Annotated in this window: 18 protein-coding genes; 7 read left to right on the top strand and 11 right to left on the bottom strand. The window is 43.8% G+C overall.

Features of this window, described 5'->3' with window-relative positions; genetic code table 11:
• Positions 1 to 56: 56 nt before the first annotated feature.
• From rpsB to rplM, 3 genes are all read right to left on the bottom strand, one after another.
• The gene (gene rpsB / locus L0P88_RS04935) at positions 57 to 1,118 is read right to left on the bottom strand and encodes a 30S ribosomal protein S2 (RefSeq protein ID WP_247133510.1); all 1,062 of its coding nucleotides are present in this window, start codon (positions 1,116 to 1,118) and stop codon (positions 57 to 59) included.
• A 237-nt stretch (positions 1,119 to 1,355) separates the two neighbouring features.
• Positions 1,356 to 1,742, bottom strand: coding sequence for a 30S ribosomal protein S9 (gene rpsI, locus L0P88_RS04930; protein WP_247133509.1), 387 nt, complete (start codon positions 1,740 to 1,742; stop codon positions 1,356 to 1,358).
• Entirely contained in the window at positions 1,742 to 2,197 is a 456-nt protein-coding gene (rplM, locus tag L0P88_RS04925; protein ID WP_247133508.1) for a 50S ribosomal protein L13, read from the bottom strand. Before rplM ends, rpsI begins: the two co-directional genes overlap by 1 nt.
• Positions 2,198 to 2,494: 297 nt before the next feature.
• Between rplM and L0P88_RS04920 the strand changes: the two genes are divergently transcribed.
• The 4 genes from L0P88_RS04920 to L0P88_RS04905 all read left to right on the top strand — a co-directional run bounded on the left by L0P88_RS04920 (position 2,495) and on the right by L0P88_RS04905 (position 9,766).
• Positions 2,495 to 5,113, top strand: a complete 2,619-nt coding sequence (locus L0P88_RS04920; protein WP_409557719.1) for a DUF5916 domain-containing protein — start codon at positions 2,495 to 2,497, stop codon at positions 5,111 to 5,113.
• A 330-nt stretch (positions 5,114 to 5,443) separates the two neighbouring features.
• The gene (locus L0P88_RS04915) at positions 5,444 to 6,574 is read left to right on the top strand and encodes a DUF4249 domain-containing protein (RefSeq protein ID WP_247133506.1); all 1,131 of its coding nucleotides are present in this window, start codon (positions 5,444 to 5,446) and stop codon (positions 6,572 to 6,574) included.
• A gap of 5 nt (positions 6,575 to 6,579) precedes the next feature.
• The gene (locus L0P88_RS04910) at positions 6,580 to 9,000 is read left to right on the top strand and encodes a carboxypeptidase-like regulatory domain-containing protein (protein ID WP_247133505.1); all 2,421 of its coding nucleotides are present in this window, start codon (positions 6,580 to 6,582) and stop codon (positions 8,998 to 9,000) included.
• A gap of 268 nt (positions 9,001 to 9,268) precedes the next feature.
• The gene (locus tag L0P88_RS04905) at positions 9,269 to 9,766 is read left to right on the top strand and encodes a lipocalin family protein (protein WP_247133504.1); all 498 of its coding nucleotides are present in this window, start codon (positions 9,269 to 9,271) and stop codon (positions 9,764 to 9,766) included.
• 37 nt (positions 9,767 to 9,803) lie between these two features.
• Here L0P88_RS04905 and L0P88_RS04900 read toward each other — a convergent pair whose 3' ends face one another.
• The 5 genes from L0P88_RS04900 to hppD all read right to left on the bottom strand — a co-directional run bounded on the left by L0P88_RS04900 (position 9,804) and on the right by hppD (position 15,700).
• Positions 9,804 to 10,904: a pyridoxal phosphate-dependent aminotransferase gene (locus L0P88_RS04900; protein WP_247133503.1), complete on the bottom strand. Its 1,101-nt coding sequence runs from the start codon at positions 10,902 to 10,904 to the stop codon at positions 9,804 to 9,806.
• 3 nt (positions 10,905 to 10,907) lie between these two features.
• Positions 10,908 to 11,810, bottom strand: coding sequence for a flavin reductase family protein (locus tag L0P88_RS04895; protein ID WP_247133502.1), 903 nt, complete (start codon positions 11,808 to 11,810; stop codon positions 10,908 to 10,910).
• 172 nt (positions 11,811 to 11,982) lie between these two features.
• Complete coding sequence (gene fahA / locus L0P88_RS04890) at positions 11,983 to 13,203, bottom strand: fumarylacetoacetase (protein WP_247133501.1); 1,221 nt, start codon at positions 13,201 to 13,203, stop codon at positions 11,983 to 11,985.
• A gap of 99 nt (positions 13,204 to 13,302) precedes the next feature.
• The gene (locus L0P88_RS04885; RefSeq protein WP_247133500.1) at positions 13,303 to 14,460 is read right to left on the bottom strand and encodes a homogentisate 1,2-dioxygenase; all 1,158 of its coding nucleotides are present in this window, start codon (positions 14,458 to 14,460) and stop codon (positions 13,303 to 13,305) included.
• Between the two features lie 106 nt (positions 14,461 to 14,566).
• A complete protein-coding gene (hppD, locus tag L0P88_RS04880; protein WP_247133499.1) occupies positions 14,567 to 15,700 on the bottom strand; it encodes a 4-hydroxyphenylpyruvate dioxygenase in 1,134 nt (377 codons plus the stop codon).
• A 99-nt stretch (positions 15,701 to 15,799) separates the two neighbouring features.
• Here hppD and L0P88_RS04875 point away from each other — a divergent pair, with 99 nt between their 5' ends.
• A complete protein-coding gene (locus L0P88_RS04875) occupies positions 15,800 to 16,249 on the top strand; it encodes a MarR family winged helix-turn-helix transcriptional regulator (RefSeq protein WP_247133498.1) in 450 nt (149 codons plus the stop codon).
• On the top strand, positions 16,233 to 17,264 hold the full coding sequence (locus L0P88_RS04870; protein WP_247133497.1) for a formylglycine-generating enzyme family protein: 1,032 nt from the start codon (positions 16,233 to 16,235) through the stop codon (positions 17,262 to 17,264). Before L0P88_RS04875 ends, L0P88_RS04870 begins: the two co-directional genes overlap by 17 nt.
• A gap of 109 nt (positions 17,265 to 17,373) precedes the next feature.
• Here the strand turns inward: L0P88_RS04870 and L0P88_RS04865 are convergent, their stop codons facing one another.
• Both L0P88_RS04865 and L0P88_RS04860 read right to left on the bottom strand, forming a co-directional pair.
• Positions 17,374 to 19,932, bottom strand: coding sequence for an adenosylcobalamin-dependent ribonucleoside-diphosphate reductase (locus tag L0P88_RS04865; RefSeq protein ID WP_247133496.1), 2,559 nt, complete (start codon positions 19,930 to 19,932; stop codon positions 17,374 to 17,376).
• 391 nt (positions 19,933 to 20,323) lie between these two features.
• Entirely contained in the window at positions 20,324 to 20,803 is a 480-nt protein-coding gene (locus L0P88_RS04860) for a nuclear transport factor 2 family protein (RefSeq protein WP_247133495.1), read from the bottom strand.
• 167 nt (positions 20,804 to 20,970) lie between these two features.
• Here L0P88_RS04860 and L0P88_RS04855 point away from each other — a divergent pair, with 167 nt between their 5' ends.
• Positions 20,971 to 21,129, top strand: a complete 159-nt coding sequence (locus L0P88_RS04855) for a hypothetical protein (protein WP_247133494.1) — start codon at positions 20,971 to 20,973, stop codon at positions 21,127 to 21,129.
• 51 nt (positions 21,130 to 21,180) lie between these two features.
• On the opposite strand, the gene polA is transcribed toward L0P88_RS04855, so the two are convergent.
• The gene (gene polA / locus L0P88_RS04850; RefSeq protein WP_247133493.1) at positions 21,181 to 24,039 is read right to left on the bottom strand and encodes a DNA polymerase I; all 2,859 of its coding nucleotides are present in this window, start codon (positions 24,037 to 24,039) and stop codon (positions 21,181 to 21,183) included.
• Between the last annotated feature and the right edge of the window lie 109 nt (positions 24,040 to 24,148).

Raw genomic sequence — 24,148 nt, 5'->3', positions numbered from 1 at the left:
AAAAGTTATGTAAAGTAAAGCACGGTAGGTGTGCTTAGTTTTAGCTCAATGTTAAATTACTCTTCAGAATCTTCAATTCCGCCTTTGACACTGTCCTGCCATTCCTGTAATTCGTCCCATTTTCCATCAGCGGCCATTTTGGCTTGTTTGCCCCAGGAACTTGGATCCAAATGGGCCAATCTTGGACTGGATTCGGTCAAAATGGTTTTTACCTTATCCGCTGCCGTTTTTGCCAAATCTGCAAAGGTAGCAATACCGGCGGCCACCAAAGCTTCTGCTGTTTTTGGACCTACACCTTCAATTTTGGTCAAATCATCCGGTTTTGCTGCTTTTTTCACCGCTTTTGGGGCAGCCGCTTTTTCTTCTTTAGGGGCTGCTTCCGCTTTTGGCTGTTCAGGAGCGGCTTCCTTTTCGGCTTGTTTGTCCGCTTTTCGTTCCGCTAGACCTTCGGCAACGGCACTCGTTACTTCGGACATGATGATTTCTATGGATTTTCCAGCATCATCATTGGATGGGATTACAAAATCAATTTGTCTTGGATCGCAGTTGGTATCGACCATGGCAAAAATTGGAATGTTCAATTTTTGGGCCTCCTTTACCGCAATATGTTCCCTCATGGTATCCACGATAAAGATAGCACCAGGCAATCTGGTCATATCTGCGATGGAACCTAGGTTTTTTTCCAATTTCCCCCTAAGACGGTCTACTTGCAATCGCTCTTTTTTGGAAAGGGTGTTGAATGTTCCATCTTTCTTCATTCGATCAATGGAAGTCATCTTTTTTACTGCCTTTCTAATGGTGACGAAGTTGGTCAACATCCCTCCGGGCCATCGTTCCGTAATGTAGGGCATGTTTACTTTGGACACTTTGTCCGCCACGATGTCCTTGGCTTGTTTTTTAGTGGCCACAAAAAGGATTTTACGGCCAGAGGCAGCAATTTTTTTCATTGCTTCCTTGGCTTCTTCCAATTTTGCGGCGGTCTTGTAAAGATTGATAACGTGGATTCCATTACGCTCCATGTAGATATAGGGCGCCATGTTGGGATTCCATTTGCGCGTTAGGTGGCCAAAGTGGACACCTGCTTCCAATAAGTTTTTAACTTCTGTGTTGTTTGCCATTTTGTTACTTAGTTTACGTTCCGTTGAGATAGCAATGTCAAGGTGGTCATCTTTTAGGGAATTGCCCTTGCCATTTAGATGCTAAACTAATTTCCAAAAGGTCGATTTTCCTTTTTGGAACAACGACAACTTTTTGTTTTAAAATTTAATGCCGACACTTAGGGTCGGGTTTTCAATGAACCTTGCCTGAAATACATCAAGCGTGATATAAAAAGCACGGCGAACCGTGCATAAAATTTAACGTTTGGAGAATTGGAATTTCTTTCTCGCTTTTTTCTGACCGAATTTTTTACGCTCCACCATTCTTGGGTCACGTGTCAAGAGGCCTTCCGGTTTTAGGATATTCCTGTTCTCCTCATTGATTTCGCACATTACCCTGGAAAGGGCCAAACGCACTGCTTCGGCCTGACCAGTGATACCGCCACCGTAAACATTCACCTTAACATCATAATTGCCATCGGTTTCCGTTAGGGAAAATGGTTGTTTCACCTTATACTGTAGGGGAGCAGTGGTAAAATAATCCTCCAGTTTTTTGTTGTTTACGGTAATATCACCGTTACCTTCGGAGACATATACTCTTGCTACTGCAGTTTTTCTTCGTCCTATTTTGTGAACTACCTCCATTATCTGTAGTCGTTTAAATTAATGGCCTTGGGTTTTTGTGCTTCATGGTTATGCTCAGCTCCCGCGTACACTTTTAGGTTGCGGAACAAATCTGCACCCAATTTGTTTTTTGGAAGCATTCCCTTGACTGATTTTTCTACCAATCGCTCAGGATGTTTGTTCAACAATTCACTTGCTGTTGTGGAGCGCTGTCCACCTGGATAACCAGTATACCTCAAATAGGTTTTGTCTTCCCACTTATTCCCGCTCAATTGAACTTTTTCGGCATTGATAACAATTACATTATCACCACAATCAACATGGGGGGTAAAGTTGGTTTTGTATTTCCCTCGTAGGATTTTGGCAACCTTGGAAGCCAACCTCCCCAATGTTTGTCCTTCGGCATCGACCAAAAGCCATTCCTTGTTAACGGTGGCTTTATTGGCAGAAATTGTTTTATAACTTAATGTGTCCATTTCTGTGAAACGTGTTAAAAATCAATCCGTTTTCGTTAAACGGGCTGCAAATGTACAATTATTAGATTGAATTACAAATGCATAGGATGGAATATTTTTCCAATTTCAACTTCATCATTTTGGCCTACAAAAAACCCTCCTCTTTATGTTAAAAAAACCAAAAAGAAAATTGAAAGTGTAACTATTAAGAAATCGCCGAGTCTTTACTACACATCAATCAAAAAACGAACGGCCGTGTGTAAACCAACCCTTACCATTCTTGCCCTATTGTTTCTATGGAGTTCATTTTCCCAGGACATGGCCCAAGCGGATACCGAAAAGGGCAAGACAGGGGAACCCGAAGTAATTGCCAAAAAGATTTACGTTACCCAGGGCATAGGTGAAAAAACACCTCCTGCAATAGATGGATTACTTAACGATCCCATTTGGGATATGGTGGAATGGGCAGGGGATTATATTGAAAACCAACCCGATGAGAATACACCCCCAAGCTTCCAGACCAAATTCAAAATTGTTTATGATAGCAAATACCTTTATATAGGAGTACGGTGCTTGGATGCCGAGCCGGAGAACATTGTTCGGAGAATGTCCCGAAGGGACGGTTTTGATGGCGATTGGGTAGAGTTCAATATCGATAGTTATCATGATAAAAGGACGGCATTTTCCTTTACCGTTACTGCTGCAGGGGTAAAGGGAGACGAATTGGTTTCCGAAAACGGCAATAATTGGGATGATAGTTGGAACCCCATCTGGTATACCCGTACCAATGTGGATGAGGAGGGCTGGACAGCTGAATTAAAGATTCCTTTCAGTCAAATCAAGTTTGGAAAGGAACAGGATCAGGTTTGGGGATTGCAATCCACAAGACGGTTTTTTAGGGAGGAGGAACGTTCCCTATGGCAGCGCATACCACTGGATGCCCCAGGATGGGTAAGCGAATTTGGGGAACTGCACGGTCTTAAGGATATAGAGCCACAGCACCAATTGGAAATTCAGCCGTATACCGTGGCGAGTGGTGAGACCTATGAAGCGGAAGAGGACAATCCATTCCGTACGGGCGAGGAGACCGATCTGAATTTTGGCCTGGATGCCAAGATTGGGATTACCAATGATTTGACCCTAGATCTAACGGTCAATCCGGATTTTGGTCAGGTTGAAGCGGATCCCTCGGCTATCGCATTGGATGGTTTCCAGATTTTCTTCCGGGAGCAACGACCGTTCTTTGTGGAGAACAATAACATATTCAACTTTAATCTATCCCGGTCAGAGGCGGGAAACACCTTTGGGTTTGACAATGTGTTCTACAGTAGACGAATTGGAAGAAACCCCCAGGGGTCCCCGGATACGGAAGATGGGGAGTTTGTGGACATTCCGGACAATACCCAAATTATTGGAGCGGCAAAATTCAGTGGTAAGACCAAAGATGGATGGGCGATAGGCGTATTGGAAAGCGTTACCGCAAAAAAGTATGCGACCATTGATACCAATGGTGAACGAAGAAGGGAGGTCGTTGAGCCATTGACCAACTATTTTGTAGGACGGCTGCAAAAGGATTTTAATGATAGGAATTCCTACATAGGAGGGATTTTCACTGCGGTAAATAGGGACGCCCTAGGTCAAAATATCGATTTTTTACATCGACAGGCCTACACCGGTGGATTTGATTTTAAGCACCAATGGAACAACCGGGATTGGTATGTTGGCGGGAATGTTAATTGGAGCCATGTTAGGGGCAATGCCGAAGCCATTCAGAATACGCAGGAATCCATTACCCATTTGTTCCAACGGGTTGATGCCGATCATGTAAACGTGGATGAAGATCGAACTTCGTTGACCGGAACGGGCGGTAACCTTCAATTGGGCAAAGCAGGTGACGGGCACCTTATGTTTGAAACAGGGGGAACATGGCGCTCCCCTGAATTGGAGCTTAATGATATTGGTTTTCAACGACAATCGGACGATATACGGCATTATACCTGGGTGGGTTATCGAACCCTTAAACCGGATAGTACCTTTAGGCGTGTAGGTATCAACTATAACCATTGGAGCGTTTGGGATTTTGGGGGTAACCACAATGAGCTTCGCTTTAATACCAATAGCTGGCAAAATTGGGCCAACAATTGGTTCTCAAATTTGGGTATCAATTATGCCCCGATCCAATATTCCAATTTTGCCCTGCGGGGAGGACCAAGGCTAAGACGTTCCCCAGAGGTCAGTTTTTGGAATGGAATAGGGACCGATGGACGGAAAAAGCTTCGCTTTAACATATTTCATAATGGCAGAAAAGCCCTGGATAACTCCATACAACGTTACAGCATAGAATTTGGCTTTCGCTATCAACCTATGGATGCGCTGCGTATCTCGGTTTTTCCGGAATATAGTATCAATAATGATAAGCTTCAGTACATTGACAATATTGATACGGATAATGGGGTGCGGTATTTGAACGGGGAAATAGAACAGCGTACCTTGAGCATGTCCGTTCGACTCAATTATAATATCAATCCCAACCTAACCGTACAGTATTGGGGACAGCCTTTTATCTCCCGGGGTAGGTATTCCAATTTCAAACATGTTACGGATGCCACTGCCAGGGAATTTAACAATCGTTTTTTGCAGTATGATTCCAATCAGATCTCTTTCTCGGAGGAAACCTATGCCGTTGATGAAAATTTGGATGGGCAAACGGATTTTAGCTTTGATGATCCTGATTTTGCCTTTGTGCAGTTTCGTTCCAATCTGGTCATTCGTTGGGAGTATATTCCCGGCTCTGAAATCTTTCTTGTGTGGTCCCAGGACATTTCCCAATCCGGTGACCCTTCCAATGGGTTGTTTGCCAATTTGGAGGATAATGTTTTTGGGCAGACCGCACAGAATATCTTCTTGCTCAAGGCCACGTATCGATTTGTTTTTTAAAGGAGTGCTGTTCCTGTCGTTTTTTTGTGTATTTTGAATAACCTCCAAAGAACGTGCAAATGAAAAGCAAGGTTTTGGTATTTGTATTCATTTTCTCTTTTTAACCATATGCTGATGAATATGGCATGGATAAAGCACTTGTGGATACACGCCATTTTATTGGGGTTAGGGAGGTGGAGGAGTAAAATGGTCTTATTCACAGTCCTATTTGGGATGCACGGAAATCTATTTTTCTATATAAAAGTACCTTTATTATAGGTATTTTTCTTTTATTGGGAAAGTACGATTGGAGGTGCACTGTTGGCCAAATCGAAACCAATAGAATTAAAGGTGACCAAATCACGGAAGAAAAAATATGCTCAGGTGCTCTGTTTGGGGTTCTTACTTTCCTTGGGATGTGTAGATCCCGTTGAACCCGAATTTGATTTTAAGAGCGGTGTTATTTTTGTTGAAGGACTTATTTCAAATGACCCAAAGACTTCAATTGTACGAGTTTCGCAAAATAGCATGAGGGGCAACGCATTTATCCGCAGTGCCACGGTTTCCGTAAGGAATACGGATACCAATGCGGTAACTGAATTGTTTGAGGATAATGGCAGGTATTTGCTCCCCGAGGATTTTACCGCCGCTGTTGGCGACACTTTTGAGTTAACGGTCACTTTACCGGATGGTAGGCAATATCAGTCTTTGCCGGAGGAAATAAGGGATTCGGTTCCGATTTTGGATATAGAGGCCAGGTATGATCCCGAGTTGGTGTTTCGGGAGGCTTCGGAAAGCTTTGTTCCAGGGCACACCCTTCATGTGAGTTTTGAAGATCCGGAAGAAGATAATAATTATTATTTCTGGCGGTTTACTTCATTTGAAAACCTTTCTTTTTGTCAACGTTGTTTTGACGGCATATTTAGAAATGGGGCCTGTCAAAATAATTCCCTTAGTGAAAGTGAGATACGAAAATCCTTTTATACCTACCGATGTGAAACCCCCTGTTGGCGCATTAGATTTAATGAAAGTGTTGAAACATTTGCCGATGAGTTTTCAAATGGCTCCCTGATTGAGCAATTGCCGGTTGGGAACGTGTTACTGTACACAAAGGAGGATATTCTGGTGCAATTGCAACAATATGCGCTATCCGAAAGTGCGTATAGGTATTATCAAGTATTTAAGGATATTGTTGATAATAATGGGGGGTTCAACGCTCCACCACCCGCTGCTTTGATTGGGAATATGTTTGCAGTACATGATGAGAACGAATTTGTGATCGGTAGGTTTACGGCTACTTCGGTAGTTTCCCGTTACCTGTTCATTGACCGCACTACAATAAGCGAGTCCCAAATTGAAGAAAGGATTATGGTACAGAATGAAGAATTTGGGGAGGTTCCCCTGCCTACAAGGAATACGGCTCCATGTGAGGAATTACCAAATCGGACGGGAGTCCGCCCAACCGGATGGATCAATAATTAAGCGTAATGAAACCTGTTCATCACATCACTGGATTACTGCTTTGCCTGTCTTGTTTTATGGGGTTGGGCCAAACCGAGCCCCAAGAACATGAATTGACGGTTAAAGTGATAAATGATGCCACGGGTTTTCAAATGAATGATGCCGATATTTTTATTGAGCCCTGTTCATGTGGAGGAATTTCGGATGTCAACGGGCAATTTTCCATTAAACTGCCGGAAGGAGCATATAAGGTGACGGTTTCTTTTATCGGGTATACAAATAACATACAGAATATTGTGCTGAACCGAAATACATCTGTTTTGGTCCGTATGATCGTTGAAGAGGAAAAATTATCCGAGGTCATCGTAAGGGCAAAAAAGGCAAATGACCATTTACTGTCCCCAGAAATGGGCGTTTTGAGGTTGGAACCCCAAACACTTAAAAAAATACCAACAGCGGCAGGCGAGTTTGATATTTTAAGGGGAATGACCCTTTTGGCAGGAGTAAACAATGCGGGCGATATCAGTAATGGATTGTCCGTTAGAGGTGGGTCCCTGGATCAAAATCTTGTGTTATATGACGAGGCCCCTGTTTTTAATCCTACCCATTTATTTGGGCTTTTTTCTGTTTTTACACCAGATATGCTGTCTTCCGTGGATTTATATCGCGCAAACATTCCAGCGAGATATGGGGGAAGGATTACCTCTGTGTTGGATGTGAAGACGCAGAACCCCTATGTGGATAAGTTAAAATTGAACGGGGGAATTGGTCTGGTCTCCAGTAGATTTTCATTGCAAACCCCATTGATAAAGGACAAACTTAGTATGGCGATTGGAGGTAGAGCGGGCTTTACCGATTTTTTACTCCCCCTGTTTTCTGAACGCTTGGACAATACCAAAGCCCGGTTTTACGATGCCACCCTTAAGCTTTTGTATTTGGCAGGTCCCAAAGATCAAATTGCATTTACGGGATTTTACTCAAAGGATTTTTATCAGCTGGATTTCATTTCGCAGGTTGAAAATATCAGTGCAGAAAATAACCAATTCGATTTCAGGACACTGAACGGGACTTTAAAATGGCTGCATACGTTTGATGATACAAGCATGTTGAAGACCGCATTGGTTTCGAGTGATTACCTTCCCAAGATTATTTTCCCAGAAATAGATAGTTCAAACGAAATATTGTATGATTCAAGAATCAGATATTTAAGTCTGTCTTCGGAGTTTTCAAAGGAAGTAAACGATAGGTTTGACTATTATTTGGGTTTTCAAGGGAATCGATACGATATTGATCCAGGAAATCTTAACCCTGGACAGTCCACCAGTATAAGGTCGGTCAATTTAAACAGGGAGACAAGTTATGTATTGTCCACATTTTTAAATACCAATTGGTCCGCCAATACGTTTTTGTCTCTTTCTTTGGGGCTTCGCCATAATTCCTACCTGCTTGTTGGTCCTTTTGAGCAGCCTGTTTTCAACGATTTGGGTGCAGATATTGAGGATACACGTTTCTTTGAAAAAGGGGAAGTCGCAACCTCTTATCACGATTTGGAACCCAGATTGGGTGCTGTATTGAATATTAATGACCAAAGCACGGTTAAACTGAGTTATGCACGACTAAATCAATATTTGCAGAACGTGTTCAATGCAACCACACCCTTACCTACTTCCAGATGGAAAACTGCGGATGAAAATATTAAACCGCAAAGAGGGAATTCGTACAGTATTGGGTTTTATCATTTGTCGGAAAAGAGCAAAATTGAGATGGGTCTTGAAGCATACTATAGAAGGACACAAAACAATTTAACCTTTAGGCCGGGGGCAGACTTTTTTCTGGAAGAATTTTTACAAAATTCAGTGGTGCAGGGAGAGGGAAGGAACTATGGGGTAGAACTGAGCTTTAGAAAACCAAACGGGAAAGTCAATGGTTGGCTGAATTATACTTGGTCCAGAAGTGCATTGCGTACCAATGATCAAATTCCTGCAAATAGAATCAACAACAACCAATGGTTCAATTCAGATTTTGATAGGCCCCATGTCTTGAATGCTACCATCAATTTTGAAGGGGATGCTTTTAATACATGGAGCCTAAACTTTACGGGACAATCGGGTAGGCCATTTACCATCCCCAATGGGGTAGTTGAGTTTGAAAATATAGATGTGCCTCTTTTTCTGGAACGCAATAATGCAAGGCTCCCCCTTTACCATCGATTGGATTTTTCATGGAAGGTCAGGTATTCCAAAAAAGCAAACAAACGCTGGGTGGGGGATTGGACGTTTACCATTTATAATGTCTATGGCAGGCGCAATCCTATCAACGCTTTTTTTGATCAACGTACCGGAATTGAAAATGCAGACATTTTTGGGTCAAGCCCTCTAGGTTCCTATGAAATTGCACTGCTCAACAGCCCATTATTTGCATTGACGTATAACTTCACGTTTCAATGACCACTTGAGAATTCTTCTTACGCTTTAATAAAGGCCACATATCGATTTGTTTTGTCCCGGAAGCCTTGCCTCGGGGGGCTTATAGAAAGTTAAACAACATAGGGACCAAGGGTCAAGATAGGGCAACTCCTGTTCTTGGGGCTTGGAGCACGGCGATCTTAATACTGATACCTCGATGGCGCTACCGGAGGTAGTGCATTCATTTTATGGGTTTTACACTATAACCCCTTTTTTATCGTTCTTGATTCACTACCAAATAACTAAAACGATGAAAAAGAATTGGATTTTAATAGCTATTGCTACAATGACCTTTTTTGCATGTTCAACGGATAACGAGGGCAACAACGATGAATTGGAAACGAGCGCCCTGGTAGGTACGTGGAACATGACCGATGTCCGATTTAGTGAGGATCCCAACGATTTGACGTTAAATTTGGCCGATGAGTTGGTTGACCAACTTGTACAGGAAAATTGTGTATTGGTCAGTTTTACGTTTAATGCGGACGGAACGGTTTCCAGCACGGATAGACTGAATTTTATTGAATTTAATGCTGGGCCCATGGGATTGGATGTTTCATGTCCAACAGAAAGTGAAAGTGAAACAGGCACCTGGACTTTGGAAGGAAATCAACTCACTGTTAATAATGGTAGCGGAACTACGGAAACCCTAACCACTGTATTGGAAGGAAATACCTTGATCATCGCGGGAGAGGATATTGACGCCAATAACTATGCGGGCGCCGAAGTGGTGTTTACAAGGGAATAAAACGTACTGAAGGAGTAATCCAAAAGCCCACTGCTATTCAGTGGGCTTTTAGTTTTTGTAAGCTATCGACCAATGCGGCATTGGCTTCTTGGTCTCCAATGGTAATCCGTACTTTTCCCGGTGCTCCAAATTGTGATACGGGGCGGACCATAATCCCATGTTCCATTAAGCTATTGGTGAATTCCATCTCCGGAAGGGGAGGGTCCACGATAAAAAAGTTGGCCTGGGTGGGCCAAAAGGGAATTCCTAACGAAGTGAAGGAACTTTCCAGATATTTCCTGCCTTCATGGACCGTTTTTACCGTTTTATTTAAGAATTCATGGTCACTTAAGGCCCCAATAGCAGCCTCCAGGGAAGTCAGGGGCATTAAAAACGGTTTGTGGATCAATCGGATATAGTTGGCTATGGTTTTGGTGGTATAGGCATACCCAATCCGTAAACCTGCCAATCCATAGGTTTTGGAAAAACTGTTTAAGGCTATAATATTGTGGCCATTCTGTACATAAGGTAAAGCCGTGGTATAATCGGGGGCATCCGCAAAATGATGATAGACTTCATCAAAAACGATTAGAATATTTTTGGGGATACGTTTAAGAAAATCCTCTAGGACGGGTTTGGGGATATACGTTCCCGTTGGATTGTTTGGGCTGGTTAAAAAAATAATTTTTGTTCGATTGGTAATGGCGTTCAAAATACCTTCCCTATCCAATTCATAATTGGGTAGGCCCAGTGGAATATCGATTTGTTTGGCACCGTACCAGCGGGAAAAAACGGAGTAGGGCAAAAAACAGGGATTGGAAAAAATAACTTCGTCCCCTTCGTTGATAAAGGCGCGAAGCAGCATATCGATGATTTCGGAACCACTATTTCCCGTAACAAATTGGTCCACATGCAATTCTCCCTTAAAATCGTTGACCAATGCCTCCCGCAATCGAATATCCGTTTGATCTGGATAAAGGGCAATCTTATGTATTGCGGATTTTAATCCTTCAATTGCCAAGGGAGATGCTCCCAGCGGATTTTCGTTGGAAGAAAGCTTATAGATTTTTTTGTCCGAGAGCGGGATATTTTTTCCGCCTTTATAGACCTCTTTAGGTTCTAGAAAAGGTTTGAAGATGGATGCTATTCCTTTGTCCATTACTTAAAGATTTTCCGCATACATGAGAATGGTCATTGCCTTATGGGTATGGTCTTCTTCCAGCACCTTTTGTGCCAACCAATGGAGTTGTTTTTTGTGTTTGGCGGTATTTCCTTCCATTTTTTTTGCCATCATTCTAATTTCATCATCCGCTTTGATCGCTTCAATTTCTTCCAAGGTTGGAAGGGATTCCAAATTCCCAAGACGACCCAAATTGTTTCCCGTCAATACTTTGCTTTCCCGAATTTCTTTTGGTAATCCATCAACACCGATCCCTTTGGTCCTTATGGGCTTTGGAATTTCAAAAAGTGCCTCATCATTGGCCCGTATGTACCAATTTCCACCCATTCTACCCACTAAATCCAATTTTTGGGTATCCAGCTTGCCTTCCGTGAGATAAGTGTCATTGATATGGATACGTTGTACTTTGGCCAAAATCAAATTCCCTGCACCTGGAGTGTCCGCAAGTTCAATAATTTCGGTTACAACACATTCAAAGGAAACGGGTGCTTCACCTACCCGTGGCGGTTTTACCGTTTCACTTGGTACGGGGGTAAGTCCGGCCTTTACAAACTCATTTACCTCTTTTTCATAAGCCGTACTGGACAATGACATCTGTTCAACTATGGGATGGTTCACAATATTGATGACTACCTCCGGCACTTCCTTCACGTTTTGGTGGGAATGCTTCAGACTATTGTCACGTCCACTTCTGGCAGGGGAAAATATGAGCACGGGCGGATTGGAACTGAATACATTGAAATAGCTAAAAGGGCTTAGGTTTACATTCCCTTCCCTGTCAATGGTACTGGCAAAACATATGGGTCTGGGCGCTACTGCCGTCAATAGGATTCCATGTAGATCAGGTTGGGATATGATATTTGGATCAATCGTTTTTATGCTCATAATCGTTTTTTCTGCCCTTTTTTTTGACAAAGATAAATCTAGGTGTAAAACTTGTGGGTTCCCTATAAAATTGTCATATCGAAAGTCTGCCCAGTTAAGGGTAATAAGGAAGGGAGTCCCCAGTAATGGATTTCCCGATCGCTTCGCTCTTATCGAATTGACATAATAGACCTCATTTGGCTGGTAAAACCTTGGTGGTTACCTCACCAAAACCTACACGAATATCGCCTTTTTGGGCATAACCCCGCATGGTTACGGTATCACCATCCTGGATAAACTTCCGTTCGGAACCGTCGTTCATTTGAATGGGCTTGGTGCCCATCCAGGCCAATTCCAACATGGATCCAAAGCTGTTTTCCTCCTTTCCCGAAATGGTTCCCGAAGCCATCATATCCCCAACATGCATATTACAACCGTTTACGGTATGGTGTGCCAATTGTTGGGCCATATTCCAGTACATATACTTGAAATTACTATGGCAAACGGTCGTTTCCTTTTCATTTTTAGGGGAAATCCCTACTTCCAAATTGATGTCATAGTTCTTTTTGCCTTCATACTCCAAATAGGGGAGTACCTTGGGTTCTTGTTTTGGTCCTTCAACCTTAAAGGGTTCCAAGGCTTCCAAGGTTACGATCCAAGGGGAAATGGAGGAGGCAAAGTTCTTTGCCAAAAAAGGGCCAAGTGGGACATATTCCCATTTTTGGATATCACGGGCGGACCAATCATTGAAAAGCACCAAACCAAAAATATGATCCTCGGCATCGTTGGTGGAAACAGCATTTCCCATTTCCGTATTTTTCCCTACAACAAAACCCATTTCCAATTCAAAATCCAAGCGTTGGGTAGGTCCAAAAATGGGTTGTTTGGCATCCTTGGGAATGGTCTGTCCCTTAGGACGGTAAATAGGTTCCCCGCTTGGAATTATGGAACTTGCCCTTCCGTGATAACCTACCGGAATATGCTTCCAATTGGGTAAAAGGGCATTCTCGGGGTCACGAAACATTTTGCCTACATTGGTGGCATGCTCAATACTCGAATAGAAATCCGTATAATCCCCTACACAAACGGGCATATGCATTTGGGCTTCGGATTGCCTCACAAACAAGTTTTGTTTTCCAGCCAGGATGGAGCTGTCATCCTGTAGCCATTTTTGAATATCGGTCCGTACTTTGGAAGTCATTTTTTTACCTAAAGCAATAAAGTCATTTAGGTCATCGCGTTCAAGGACCGAGACTTCAAAATCAAAAGCTCCAAGCCTGTGGACGGCCACCAAATCCAGGATATGGTCTCCAATCGCCACTCCGGCACGTGGACTCCTATCCTTTGTTGAGAATATGCCAAAGGGAATATTGTGTATTGAAAAATCCGAGTTTTCAGGGATGTCTATAATCATTCTTTTTTAGGGTTATTTGGTCATTTTGAAATGAGGGAAGCTATGGGGAAATCTAAATTTGAGATTTCTCACGTCCGTTCGAAATGACATTAATTTAGTTTATTCGGTCCAGGAACTGTAATATTTGCCATCATCTATTTTAAGGGCATTTTCGGTTACCATTAGCGGTTTAAAGGTGTCGATCATGACCGCCAATTCCTCTGTGCCCTTTTTTCCGATACTGGCTTCATAGGTGCCGGGGTGTGGTCCATGGGGGATACCGGCAGGGTGCAGCGAAATATATCCAGGCCCTATGCCCGTTCTGCTCATAAAATCACCATCTACGTAATACAGTACTTCATCCGAGTCAATATTGGAATGATTGTATGGGGCAGGGATGGCCTTTGGATGGTAATCATACAGGCGTGGACAGAAGGAGCAGACCACAAAGGCACCGGTTTCAAAAGTCTGATGTACCGGTGGCGGTTGATGTACCCTACCTGTAATGGGTTCAAAATTATGGATGGAGAACCCATAGGGATAATTATAGCCGTCCCAACCCACTACATCAAATGGATGGGTGGCATAGATCAGGCTATGGAGCATGCCCTGCTTCTTGATTTTCATCACAAATTCGCCTTTCTCATCATGTGCCTTCAAATCCTGGGGCAATTTATAGTCGCGTTCACAAAATGGGGAATGTTCCAACAATTGCCCAAACCAGTTTCGGTAACGTTTGGGCGTGTAGATGGGATGGAAGGATTCCGCATACAGAATTCGATTGTCTTCCGTATCGAATTCAATTTGATAGATCATCCCCCTGGGAATGATCAAATAATCACCATATTCAAAAGGGATATTTCCCAAAAATGTTTTAAGGATACCTGTGCCCCTATGGATAAAAAGCATTTCATCGGCATCGGCGTTCTTATAGAAATAGGAAGTCAGGGATTTCTTTGGTGCGGCAAGTCCCACGTGCACATCGGAATTGACCAAAAGGGGTTCACGGGCTTCCAGGAAATCGTCTTTGGGCTTCACATTGAACCCAACAAGCTTCCTTGAGGTGATATTCTTTGCGACTGCTATTTTTGGGCTAACGTCCAAAGGTTTCCGCACTTCCTTCACCTGCGTAGGTCGGTGAATGTGGTAGAGTAGCGATGACATCCCATCAAAACCTATGGTACCAAACAATTGTTCGTAATATAAATTCCCATCGGGCTTTTCAAATTGGGTGTGTCGCTTTTGCGGAATTTCGCCCAGTCTATGATAAATCGGCATTTTTTTTAATTATGTGTTGTAAGTTCGGAGTTCAGAGTTCAGAGTTCGGAATTCAGATTTCTGGTTTCTGGTTTCCGGTTTCTGAATTTTAGGCTGAACTTAATGATTAATGTAAAGTACCTCTTAACTCTTGCTCCCGCTCAATGGCTTCAAACAATGCTTTAAAATTACCCTTTCCAAAGGATTGTGCCCCTTTTCTTTGGATAATTTCAAAGAACATGGTGGGCCTTGGTTCAACAGGCTTGGTAAAGATTTGAAGCAAATACCCCTCATCATCACGGTCCACCAGAATCCCCAATTCCTTTAAAGGCGCAATGTCCTCATCAATTTTTCCGACACGATCGGTAACGGCATCGTAATAGGTGGATGGCACCCGAAGGAATTCCACACCACGACTGCGCAAGTCCTTGACCGTTTTGATGATATCATCCGTGGCAACGGCAATATGTTGTACGCCCTCACCTTCATAAAAATCCAAATACTCTTCTACTTGTGATTTCTTTTTCCCTTCTGCCGGTTCATTTATTGGGAATTTAATACGCCCGTTCCCATTGCTCATCACCTTACTCATCAATGCCGTGTATTCCGTTGAAATATCATTGTCATCAAAGGAAAGAATATTCACGAATCCCATTACCTTTTCATAGAATTCCACCCAATGGTTCATGCGGTTCCACCCCACATTGCCCACCATATGGTCTACATATTTCAATCCGCTGGGTGCAGGATTGTAATCGGGGGTTTCCCATTGTACGTAACCTGGTAAAAATGTACCATGGTAATCCTTTCGCTCTACAAAAACATGGACGGTTTCACCATAGGCATAAATTCCGGCCCGAACCACCTTTCCATTTTCATCTTCCTCCGTTTCAGGTTCCATATAGGATTTGGCACCTTTGGAAATCGCAGTATCATAAGCGTAGGTGGCATTATCCACCCAAAGGGCAACCACCTTTACACCATCACCGTGTTTGTCTATATGTTGTCCAATTTCAGTTCCACTTTTTAGGGGCGAGGTGAGGATCAAACGTATTTTGTCCTGAATTACCACATAGCTCTCCCGATCCTTAAGTCCGGTTCGTAATCCGGCATAGGCAAAGGATTGAAAACCAAAAGCGGTCTTATAGTAATGTGCGGCCTGTTTGGAGTTACCAACGTACAGTTCTATGTAGTCCGTGCCGTTAATGGGCATAAAGTCTTTGGCTTCATCATGAATTTTAGGAATTGTAGAAGTTTCCATGGAAGTATATTTTGTTTGTGAAAATTTTGTTGTTGATGCAACAAAAATAAGTATTTTTGAAATGCGAAATGATTTTTGAATCAAAATTTCAGGTTAAAATTGCTCAATCAAATTGATGAAATACAGGGAATAGGCCTTCACTTGGATTTGGTCCTTCGAAAGGTCCAGGAAGCCTATCTAAGAAAATTTGAACAGTTGCAAGTGGAAATGACCATTGAACAATGGGTTATTCTGCACCAAGTCCATGAATTGGGGGACAATGCCTCGCAACGTGAAATCGTTCAACTGAACTTCAGGAATAGAGCAACAATTTCCAGGGTTATCGGTGGTTTGGAACGAAAAGGGTGGCTGACCAAAACCCGTTTTGATGGGGATCAAAAACGGTTTAAATTGGAACTGACCCCAAAAGGAAAAACCCTTATCGATTTGGTGTTGCCCCACGCCGTTGCCCTTCGAAAGCAAACCGTAAAAAATCTAGATCTGATGGAATTTGATACCTTTCTAAAAGTTTTGGATCAAATAGGGGCAAACTATGAAGCATATCACTAAAAGACCTATCCTTTTCCTTTTTCTTTTTTTTGGTTTGATGGGGTGTAAAAAAGCATCAAAAGCCACGGAAACCCAAACGGCACCCATTGTTGAGGAACAAATGAGTGCCCATGAAGCTTACTTACTGGAGATTTCCAGAATGCCGAGGAAACAGGATATAGACCTCACTCAAGATATGATACAAATCAAAGGAGGGACTTTTATGATGGGAGGGGTTTCCAATCAGGCAAGAAGGGATGAGTTTCCGCGCCATAGTGAAGCCGTAGGTTCGTTTTGGATGGATAGGACCGAAGTGACCAATGCGCAATTCAAGGAATTTGTGGATGCCACGGGTTATGTGACCATTGCTGAAAAAGAGGCCATTATTGAGGGACAACGTTATGATCCCGGCGCCTTGGTGTTCGATGGGAGCAATCCCCAAATGTGGTGGAAGTTCCAAAAAGGGGCCAACTGGAAACAACCGTATGGCCCGGGTAGTTCCATAGCAGGCAAGGAAAACCATCCCGTGGTACAGTTAGCCTGGTATGATGCCATGGCCTATGCCCATTGGGTAGGTAAGCGATTGCCAACGGAAGCGGAATGGGAATATGCCGCCCGTGGGGGAACCCGGGGAACCAAATATTTTTGGGGTGATGATTTTGCCCAAGCCATACAAAATGCCAATTTTCACCAAGGTGATTTTCCAGTGGAAAATCTGTTGGAGGACCGGTTTGAAAAAACGGCCAAAGTCGGCTCCTTTCCACCCAATGGTTTTGGACTTTTTGATATGGCAGGAAATGTTTGGGAGTGGTGTTTGGACACCTATTATCCCAATGCCTATGAAATGTTGGAGCGAAGGGAGGACGGCTACTTCAAAAAGTACCTGAATCCCAAACAACAAAAAGTGATTCGTGGGGGGTCGTTTTTATGTAGTGAAAGTTACTGTACGGGCTATAGGGCTTCGGCACGTATGAGCTCTACCCCGGATACCGGTTTGGAACATACCGGCTTTAGATTGGTCTATGTGGAAGATTGACCTGGGATACGGTAATCCTTTAAATTAATGATCCCGCCCATCTTTGTAAGATCAAGGCGGGATATAATGTATTCGGCTTCCCTATTCGAGGGCATGGTTGCTTATATCGCTATCCGCATTTAGAGGAACCACAGTCCTTACAGGTAAGGCAGCCTTCCTGATAGATGAGGTTTGTGGATTGGCAGTTGCTACATTTTTGTCCCTTGGCAACCGTCCCATCGGCCACATATCGTTTCAGTGCACGTGCCACTCCATTTTTCCAGGTATTGATGGACTCGTTATCCAATTGAAGGCCATTGATCAAATGGACCACATTTTCTATGGGCATGCCCTGTCTCAAGGTTCCTGAAATCAGTTTCGCATAGTTCCAGAATTCGGGATTGAACTTATACGATAAGCCTTCAATAGTGGTTTTGTAGCCCCTTCGGTTTTTGTATTGGAAATCATATCGGGAGTTGCCCTCTTCATCCTTGTTTTTAATGATCAAACCTTTGTTGGCCCACCTCGGGAGTAGGATACCATCCTCATCATCGGCCAAACCGGTAAAGATTTCATAAGGCTTGTCCTCGATAAGCCCAATAAATGCGATCCATTTATCCTTATTGTTTTGGAAGCGCACAACATCGGCCTCCAAAACCTGAGGTCTTTTCTTGGGAAATACGACAAGGGTATCGCCCTCTTTTTCCTCCTTTTTACTGTCCTCATTGGAGATAAGCACTCCGGAACGCGATCCATCCCGGTATACCGTAACGCCCTTGCAGCCGCTTTTCCACGCTTCCAAATAGAGTTGTCCCACCAACTCCTTGGATACATGGTTGGGCAAGTTGATCGTAACGCTGATGCTATGGTCCACCCATTTTTGGACTGCTCCCTGTAAATGTACCTTGCTCAACCAATCCACATCGTTGGACGTGGCCTTGTAATAGGGGGATTTTTTTACCAGTGCGTCCAGTTCTTCCTGGGAATAATTTTGGTTCATTGCTATTCCGTTGACCTTCATCCATTGCTTAAATCGGTGATGGAACACCGTGTATTCTTCCCAGGAATCCCCAACTTCGTCCACAAAGTCCACCCGAGCCGATGTATCATTGGGGTTCACCTTTCGGCGTCTTTTGTATACTGGAAGGAAAACCGGTTCAATACCCGAAGTGGTCTGGGTCATTAAACTGGTGGTTCCCGTTGGGGCAATGGTGAGGAGTGCAATGTTGCGGCGTCCGTGCTCCAACATTTCGTAATACAGTTTTTCATCTGCCTTGCGAAGGCGTTGGATAAATGGATTGCCCTTTTCGCGTTCCGCATCAAAAATGCCAAAGGCCCCACGTTCCTTGGCAGTCCGCACGGATTCCCGGTATGCTGCCAAGGCAATGGTCTTGTGCACTTCTACGGAAAATTCGTTGGCCACTTCGGTACCGTAACGTAGCCCCAAGGCTGCGAGCATATCACCCTCAGCAGTAATTCCAATTCCCGTTCTCCGTCCCTCCCGTGCTTTTTTGCGGATGTTCTTCCAAAGATTGATTTCAACGGCTTTGACCTCCTCCAGTTCGGGATCCGAGGATATCTTACCCAAGATCGCATCTACTTTTTCCAGTTCCAGGTCAATGATGTCATCCATGATGCGCTGCGCCCGGGCCACATGCTTTTTGAAAAGTTCAAAATTAAAGGTGGCCGCTTTGGTAAAGGGTTTTTCCACGTAGGAGAAGAGATTGATGGCCAATAAGCGGCATGAATCATAGGGGCAAAGGGGAATTTCCCCGCAGGGATTGGTGGATACGGTCTTATAGCCCAAATCCGCATAACAATCGGGAACGGATTCCCGCGTGATGGTATCCCAGAAGAGGATGCCCGGCTCTGCGGACTGCCATGCATTGGCCACAATCTTGTCCCACAGCTTTTTAGCATCAATGGTCTTACTGTATTTGGGGTTTTCACTAAAAATGGGGAATTTCTGCTCATAGGGTTGTTGGGTTTCCACGGCTTTCATGAAATCGTCATCCATTCGCACGGAAACATTGGCACCCGTAACCTTTCCCTGTTCCATTTTGGCATCAATGAAATCTTCGGCATCCGGGTGGTTGATACTTACGGAAAGCATGAGTGCCCCCCGGCGTCCATCTTGTGCCACCTCCCGCGTGGAATTGCTATACCGCTCCATAAAGGGAACCAAGCCCGTAGAGGTGAGTGCGGAATTCTTAACCGGAGATCCCTTGGGCCTAATATGGGAAAGGTCATGGCCCACTCCGCCACGACGCTTCATGAGCTGTACCTGTTCCTGATCGATTTTAAGGATGCCCCCATAAGAGTCGGATTGTCCATCGTTCCCCACTACAAAACAATTGGAAAGTGAAGCTATCTGGTAGGGATTACCAATACCCGCCATAGGACTTCCCTGGGGGACGATGTATTTGAAATCCTTGATAAGATCATATACTTCCCCCTCGGTCATGGGATTCGGATACTTTTGTTCTATCCGGGCAATCTCCTTGGCAATACGGCGGTGCATATCGTTTGGAGTACGTTCATAAATGTTGCCCTCAGAATCCTTTAGGGCATATTTGTTCACCCAAACCATGGCGGCGAGATCATCTCCTTTAAAATAATCCACGGAGGCTTCATACGCTTCTTGTTGGGTGTAGGTTTTTGGGGCGGTTTGGACACGGGTCGACTGCATTTTTGGACGGATTTTAGAAAATTAGCAATGGTGTTAAGGGAATGTAAAATTAGGAAAAACGAAAAAAAATGGATTATGACAAAAATCATAAAGCTACCCATTTTTGGTAGTTAATTGTATTAAAATCAATGTTTTATAAATTTATCAACAAAAAAAAGTTGACAAAAAATGGAGAGACAAGGTTTTTGAAAGTCTTTATGCAGTAAGGAGGGAATTGTGCCGATCAGTGTCCCTGGGATGGATATTGGAAACTGTGAATGTACCTTGTCCCGATACTATGGCGAACCATGGAAAATATATAAATGGACCACCAACCGATTCCCAAGTCCCTACTTCAAAAGGCGGGATCAAGGGTTTCAAATACACCTAAAACGATCCTGATCATGTTAGGCTAGGGCTTCTGTATTTTGCCATCGTGGAAACCGGCCCTTTTCCAACCTCCGTTCCCATAGACCCAAATATTGGTAATGCGGTATTCATGTTCCTTTGTTCCGAGGCTATCACGGGTTACAATATGCACCTTTCCCGTAACGATGGCGGTGGTACCTTGGTATTCAATTTGTTGTTCCTCAAGGGAATAGTCCATAACTTTTAGGTCGCCGGATTTCAACTGTCGGTTTCTTTGTTGCAAATAATTGAACCAGTCCGTTTTGGAAATGACCTTGGAACTACCATTGGTATGTACATAGTTTTCGGTGGTCAAGGAATCCAAAATGGTCAAATCACCGTTGGCAAAAGCGTTGTTGAACTTTTTTAGGACCATAGGGAGTTCATTCCTTGCTACAGAAATGTCCTTATGTGTTGGGAGGTCACGGTTGCAGGAAAGTAAAAACAGCAAAAGAAACAGGAGGGGTGGGAACAGCGATTTCATCACTTTGGTTTTATCGAATTTCCCTTACTTTTTTGGTACTTTACCTTAAGGGAGTGTTAAAAAGGGTCATTTGGGGTAAAATAGCATAGAAAGTGGATAATACTATTGATTTCCACACTAAAGGGCAGTAGCATCTTTGCGGCTCATTTTTCAAAAAAAAACGTAGTATGAAGAAGTTAACGTATTACCCGAACATGTGGCAGACCTATCCGTTTTCAATGGATTTGTTCATCCAGGCGGAAAAGGAGGCTGCGAAGAAAGCTGTAAGGAAAGCAGCTGAGAAAAAAGAAAGGAAACCGAAGTTTAAATTGGCTTTGAGCTGGTAGGCCAAACCATAGCGGGATTGAAAAAGGCACCCATTGGGTGCCTTTTTAATTTTAATGTGCCTCCAACCAATTCGCTCCGATGCCTACTTCCACATCCAGGGGTACGGCCAATGCATAGGCATTTTCCATTTCGGTCTTAATAAGCGTTTTCATCTCCTCCAATTCGGGTTTGTAGCAATCAAACACCAATTCATCGTGGACCTGGAGTAACATTTTGGTCCTGTAGTTACCTTCCGTAAGTTTTTTGTGGATATTGATCATTGCAATTTTTATGATATCCGCGGCACTACCCTGGATTGGGGCATTCACGGCGTTTCGCTCTGCGGCACCACGCACCACTTGATTCCCTGCGTTGATATCCTTTAAATACCGTCTGCGGCCCAAAACGGTCTGTACATACCCATTCTCCCGGGCAAAATCGACCTGTTCCCCCATATAATTACGGAGCTTGGGATAGGTCTTATAGTAGGTTTCTATGAGTTCCTTGGCCTCAGTTCTATTTAAATCCGTTTGATTGCTCAGTCCAAAGGCGGAAACGCCATAGATAATGCCAAAATTTACCGTTTTGGCATTGCTTCGCTGTTCGCGGGTGACTTCATTGATAGGGACATTAAAAACCCTGGAAGCCGTAGAGGCGTGAATATCCTCCCCGTTTTTGAACGCTTCGATCATGGTGTCTTCCTCACTCAATGCCGCAATGATCCGCAGTTCGATCTGGGAATAATCCGCAGCCAGCAAAACATAGTTTTCATTCCTTGGGATAAAGGCTTTACGCACTTGTCGCCCCCGTTCCGTTCGTATGGGGATATTCTGAAGGTTAGGATTGTTACTGCTCAATCGACCTGTGGCGGCCACGGTCTGCATATAATCCGTATGCACCCTTCCACTGTGTTTTTGGACTTCGTTGGGCAATGCATCCACATAGGTGCTCTTTAGTTTGGTCAACCCACGATAGTCCAAAACATTTTGAATGATTCCATGGTCCTTGGCCAAATAGGAAAGCACTTCCTCAGAAGTGGAAAACTGCCCGGTCTTGGTCTTTTTGGGTTTGTCCACCAATTTCATTTTTCCAAACAGTATTTCCCCCAACTGTTTTGGGGAACCAATATTGAACTGTTCCCCGGCCTGCTCGTAGATTTTTCCTTCCAGTTCTTTAATGTCCTTATCCAATACGGTGGAAAGGTCGTTCAAAAAGCTTTCATCCAAATTAATGCCTTCACGCTCCATATCCGCCAAAACCCGGAGCAAGGGTACTTCAATCCCTTCAAAGAGGGAGTCCGTCTTTGCTTCGGTCAGCTCCGGACGGAACTTTTGGGCCAATTGATAGGTGACATCGGCATCTTCCACGGCATATTCCGTCTGCTTGTCCAATGGCACTTGCCGCATACTCAGCTGATTTTTTCCTTTTTTACCGATGAGTTCGGTGATGGAAACAGGGGTGTAGTTTAAATAGGTTTCCGAAAGTACGTCCATATTGTGTCGCATATCCGGATTGATGAGGTAATGGGCCAACATGGTATCAAATAGCTTCCCTTTTACATCAATCCCATAATTAAGCATTACCTTGATATCATATTTAAGGTTTTGCCCTATTTTTTCAATATGCTCCGCTTCAAAGAAGGGTCTTAGTTTTTCGATAATGGCCATGGCTTTTTCCCTTTCCTCCGGAATTGGGACATAAAAGCCCTTCCCTGCCGCCCAGGAAAATGCAATGCCAACGAGTTCGGCCTCCAACGGATTGATGGAAGTGGTTTCCGTATCAAAGCAGACCGCGGATTGCTTCATCAGGTTTTTTAGAAATAGTTCCATGCCCAATCCATCTTGGACCATTTGATAAAAGTGAGGCACTTCGGAAATGGTTTTTCGACTGCTTACCTCCCTAATGGTTGCCGGTGCTTCACTGGGGTTGCCTCCAAAAAGGGTAAATTGCCCGCTTCCGGCTACTTTGGCCTCCCCTTGGCCTTGTTCCGAATACACTTTTTCCTTGGTCTCAGTTTTGGTGGTTTGGGGATTGGCCTCCGCTTCACCGGAAAACAGTTTAAGGAATTGTTCCTTTAACCTTCGGAATTCAAGTTCTTCAAATAGCTCCTGTACTTTTTCAGCATCGGGAGGACACATTTCAAAATCGGCAGCATCAAACTGCACATCACAGTCAATTTTGATTTCCGCCAGTTTTCTGGAGAGGCGACCAAGTTCGGCGTTCGTCTCCACCTTTTCCTTCATTTTGCCTTTTAGCTGATCGGTATTGGCAAGGAGGCCTTCCAGTGAACCGAACTGTGCCAGAAACTTTTGCGCGGTTTTGTCGCCAACCCCGGGCAATCCCGGAATGTTGTCACTGGCATCACCCATCATTCCCAGGTAATCGATTACCTGCTCCGGGCGCTCTACCCCAAAGCGTTTTTGGACTTCCGGAATTCCCCAAATCTCTATTCCGTTCCCCATCCGAGCGGGACGATACATAAAAATATTTTCGGAAACCAATTGGCCAAAGTCCTTGTCCGGGGTTACCATGAAGACCTTATAATCTTCTTTTTCGGCCTGTTTTGCCAAAGTACCGATAAGGTCATCCGCCTCATATCCTTCCAACTCCACTACCGGAATTTTAAGTGCTTTTAAGATATCCTGGATATAGGGAACGGCAATACGAATCGCATCCGGAGTCTCATCCCGATTGGCCTTGTAGTCTTCAAAAAGTTCCGTGCGCTCCACACTGCCCCCCTTGTCAAAAGCAACGGCCAAATGATCGGGCTTTTCCCTGCGAATGACATCAAAAAGGGAATTCATAAAACCCATAATGGCCGAGGTATCCATTCCCTTGGAATTGATTCTTGGGTTTTTGATAAAGGCATAGTAGCCCCTAAAAATTAAAGCGTAGGCATCTAAAAGAAAGAGTCTTTTTTGGTCAGACATCTGATGTTGTTAAAAGTTATTAGTTAAAGGTTAATGGTTAAAAGTGATTATCGCTATGATTTTTAAATGTACAAAGATTAATCGTCTCCTGGGAAGGGATCTCCAAGGG

It is taken from the genome of Muricauda sp. SCSIO 64092 (assembly GCF_023016285.1).
GTDB lineage: Bacteria > Bacteroidota > Bacteroidia > Flavobacteriales > Flavobacteriaceae > Croceivirga.
Note: the sequence above shows the minus strand (reverse complement) of the source record. Positions and strands in the feature narration are given on the sequence as shown.

Excerpts from the sequence above, each read along its gene's own strand:
- rpsB (WP_247133510.1), bottom strand. The coding sequence starts at position 1,118 with ATGGCAAACAACACAGAAGTTAAAAACTTATTGGAAGCAGGTGTCCAC.
- rpsI (WP_247133509.1), bottom strand. The coding sequence starts at position 1,742 with ATGGAGGTAGTTCACAAAATAGGACGAAGAAAAACTGCAGTAGCAAGA.
- rplM (WP_247133508.1), bottom strand. The coding sequence starts at position 2,197 with ATGGACACATTAAGTTATAAAACAATTTCTGCCAATAAAGCCACCGTT.
- L0P88_RS04920 (WP_409557719.1), top strand. The coding sequence starts at position 2,495 with ATGGCCCAAGCGGATACCGAAAAGGGCAAGACAGGGGAACCCGAAGTA.
- L0P88_RS04910 (WP_247133505.1), top strand. The coding sequence starts at position 6,580 with ATGAAACCTGTTCATCACATCACTGGATTACTGCTTTGCCTGTCTTGT.
- L0P88_RS04905 (WP_247133504.1), top strand. The coding sequence starts at position 9,269 with ATGAAAAAGAATTGGATTTTAATAGCTATTGCTACAATGACCTTTTTT.
- L0P88_RS04900 (WP_247133503.1), bottom strand. The coding sequence starts at position 10,904 with ATGGACAAAGGAATAGCATCCATCTTCAAACCTTTTCTAGAACCTAAA.
- L0P88_RS04895 (WP_247133502.1), bottom strand. The coding sequence starts at position 11,810 with ATGAGCATAAAAACGATTGATCCAAATATCATATCCCAACCTGATCTA.
- fahA (WP_247133501.1), bottom strand. The coding sequence starts at position 13,203 with ATGATTATAGACATCCCTGAAAACTCGGATTTTTCAATACACAATATT.
- L0P88_RS04885 (WP_247133500.1), bottom strand. The coding sequence starts at position 14,460 with ATGCCGATTTATCATAGACTGGGCGAAATTCCGCAAAAGCGACACACC.
- hppD (WP_247133499.1), bottom strand. The coding sequence starts at position 15,700 with ATGGAAACTTCTACAATTCCTAAAATTCATGATGAAGCCAAAGACTTT.
- L0P88_RS04870 (WP_247133497.1), top strand. The coding sequence starts at position 16,233 with ATGAAGCATATCACTAAAAGACCTATCCTTTTCCTTTTTCTTTTTTTT.
- L0P88_RS04865 (WP_247133496.1), bottom strand. The coding sequence starts at position 19,932 with ATGCAGTCGACCCGTGTCCAAACCGCCCCAAAAACCTACACCCAACAA.
- L0P88_RS04860 (WP_247133495.1), bottom strand. The coding sequence starts at position 20,803 with ATGAAATCGCTGTTCCCACCCCTCCTGTTTCTTTTGCTGTTTTTACTT.
- L0P88_RS04855 (WP_247133494.1), top strand. The coding sequence starts at position 20,971 with ATGAAGAAGTTAACGTATTACCCGAACATGTGGCAGACCTATCCGTTT.
- polA (WP_247133493.1), bottom strand. The coding sequence starts at position 24,039 with ATGTCTGACCAAAAAAGACTCTTTCTTTTAGATGCCTACGCTTTAATT.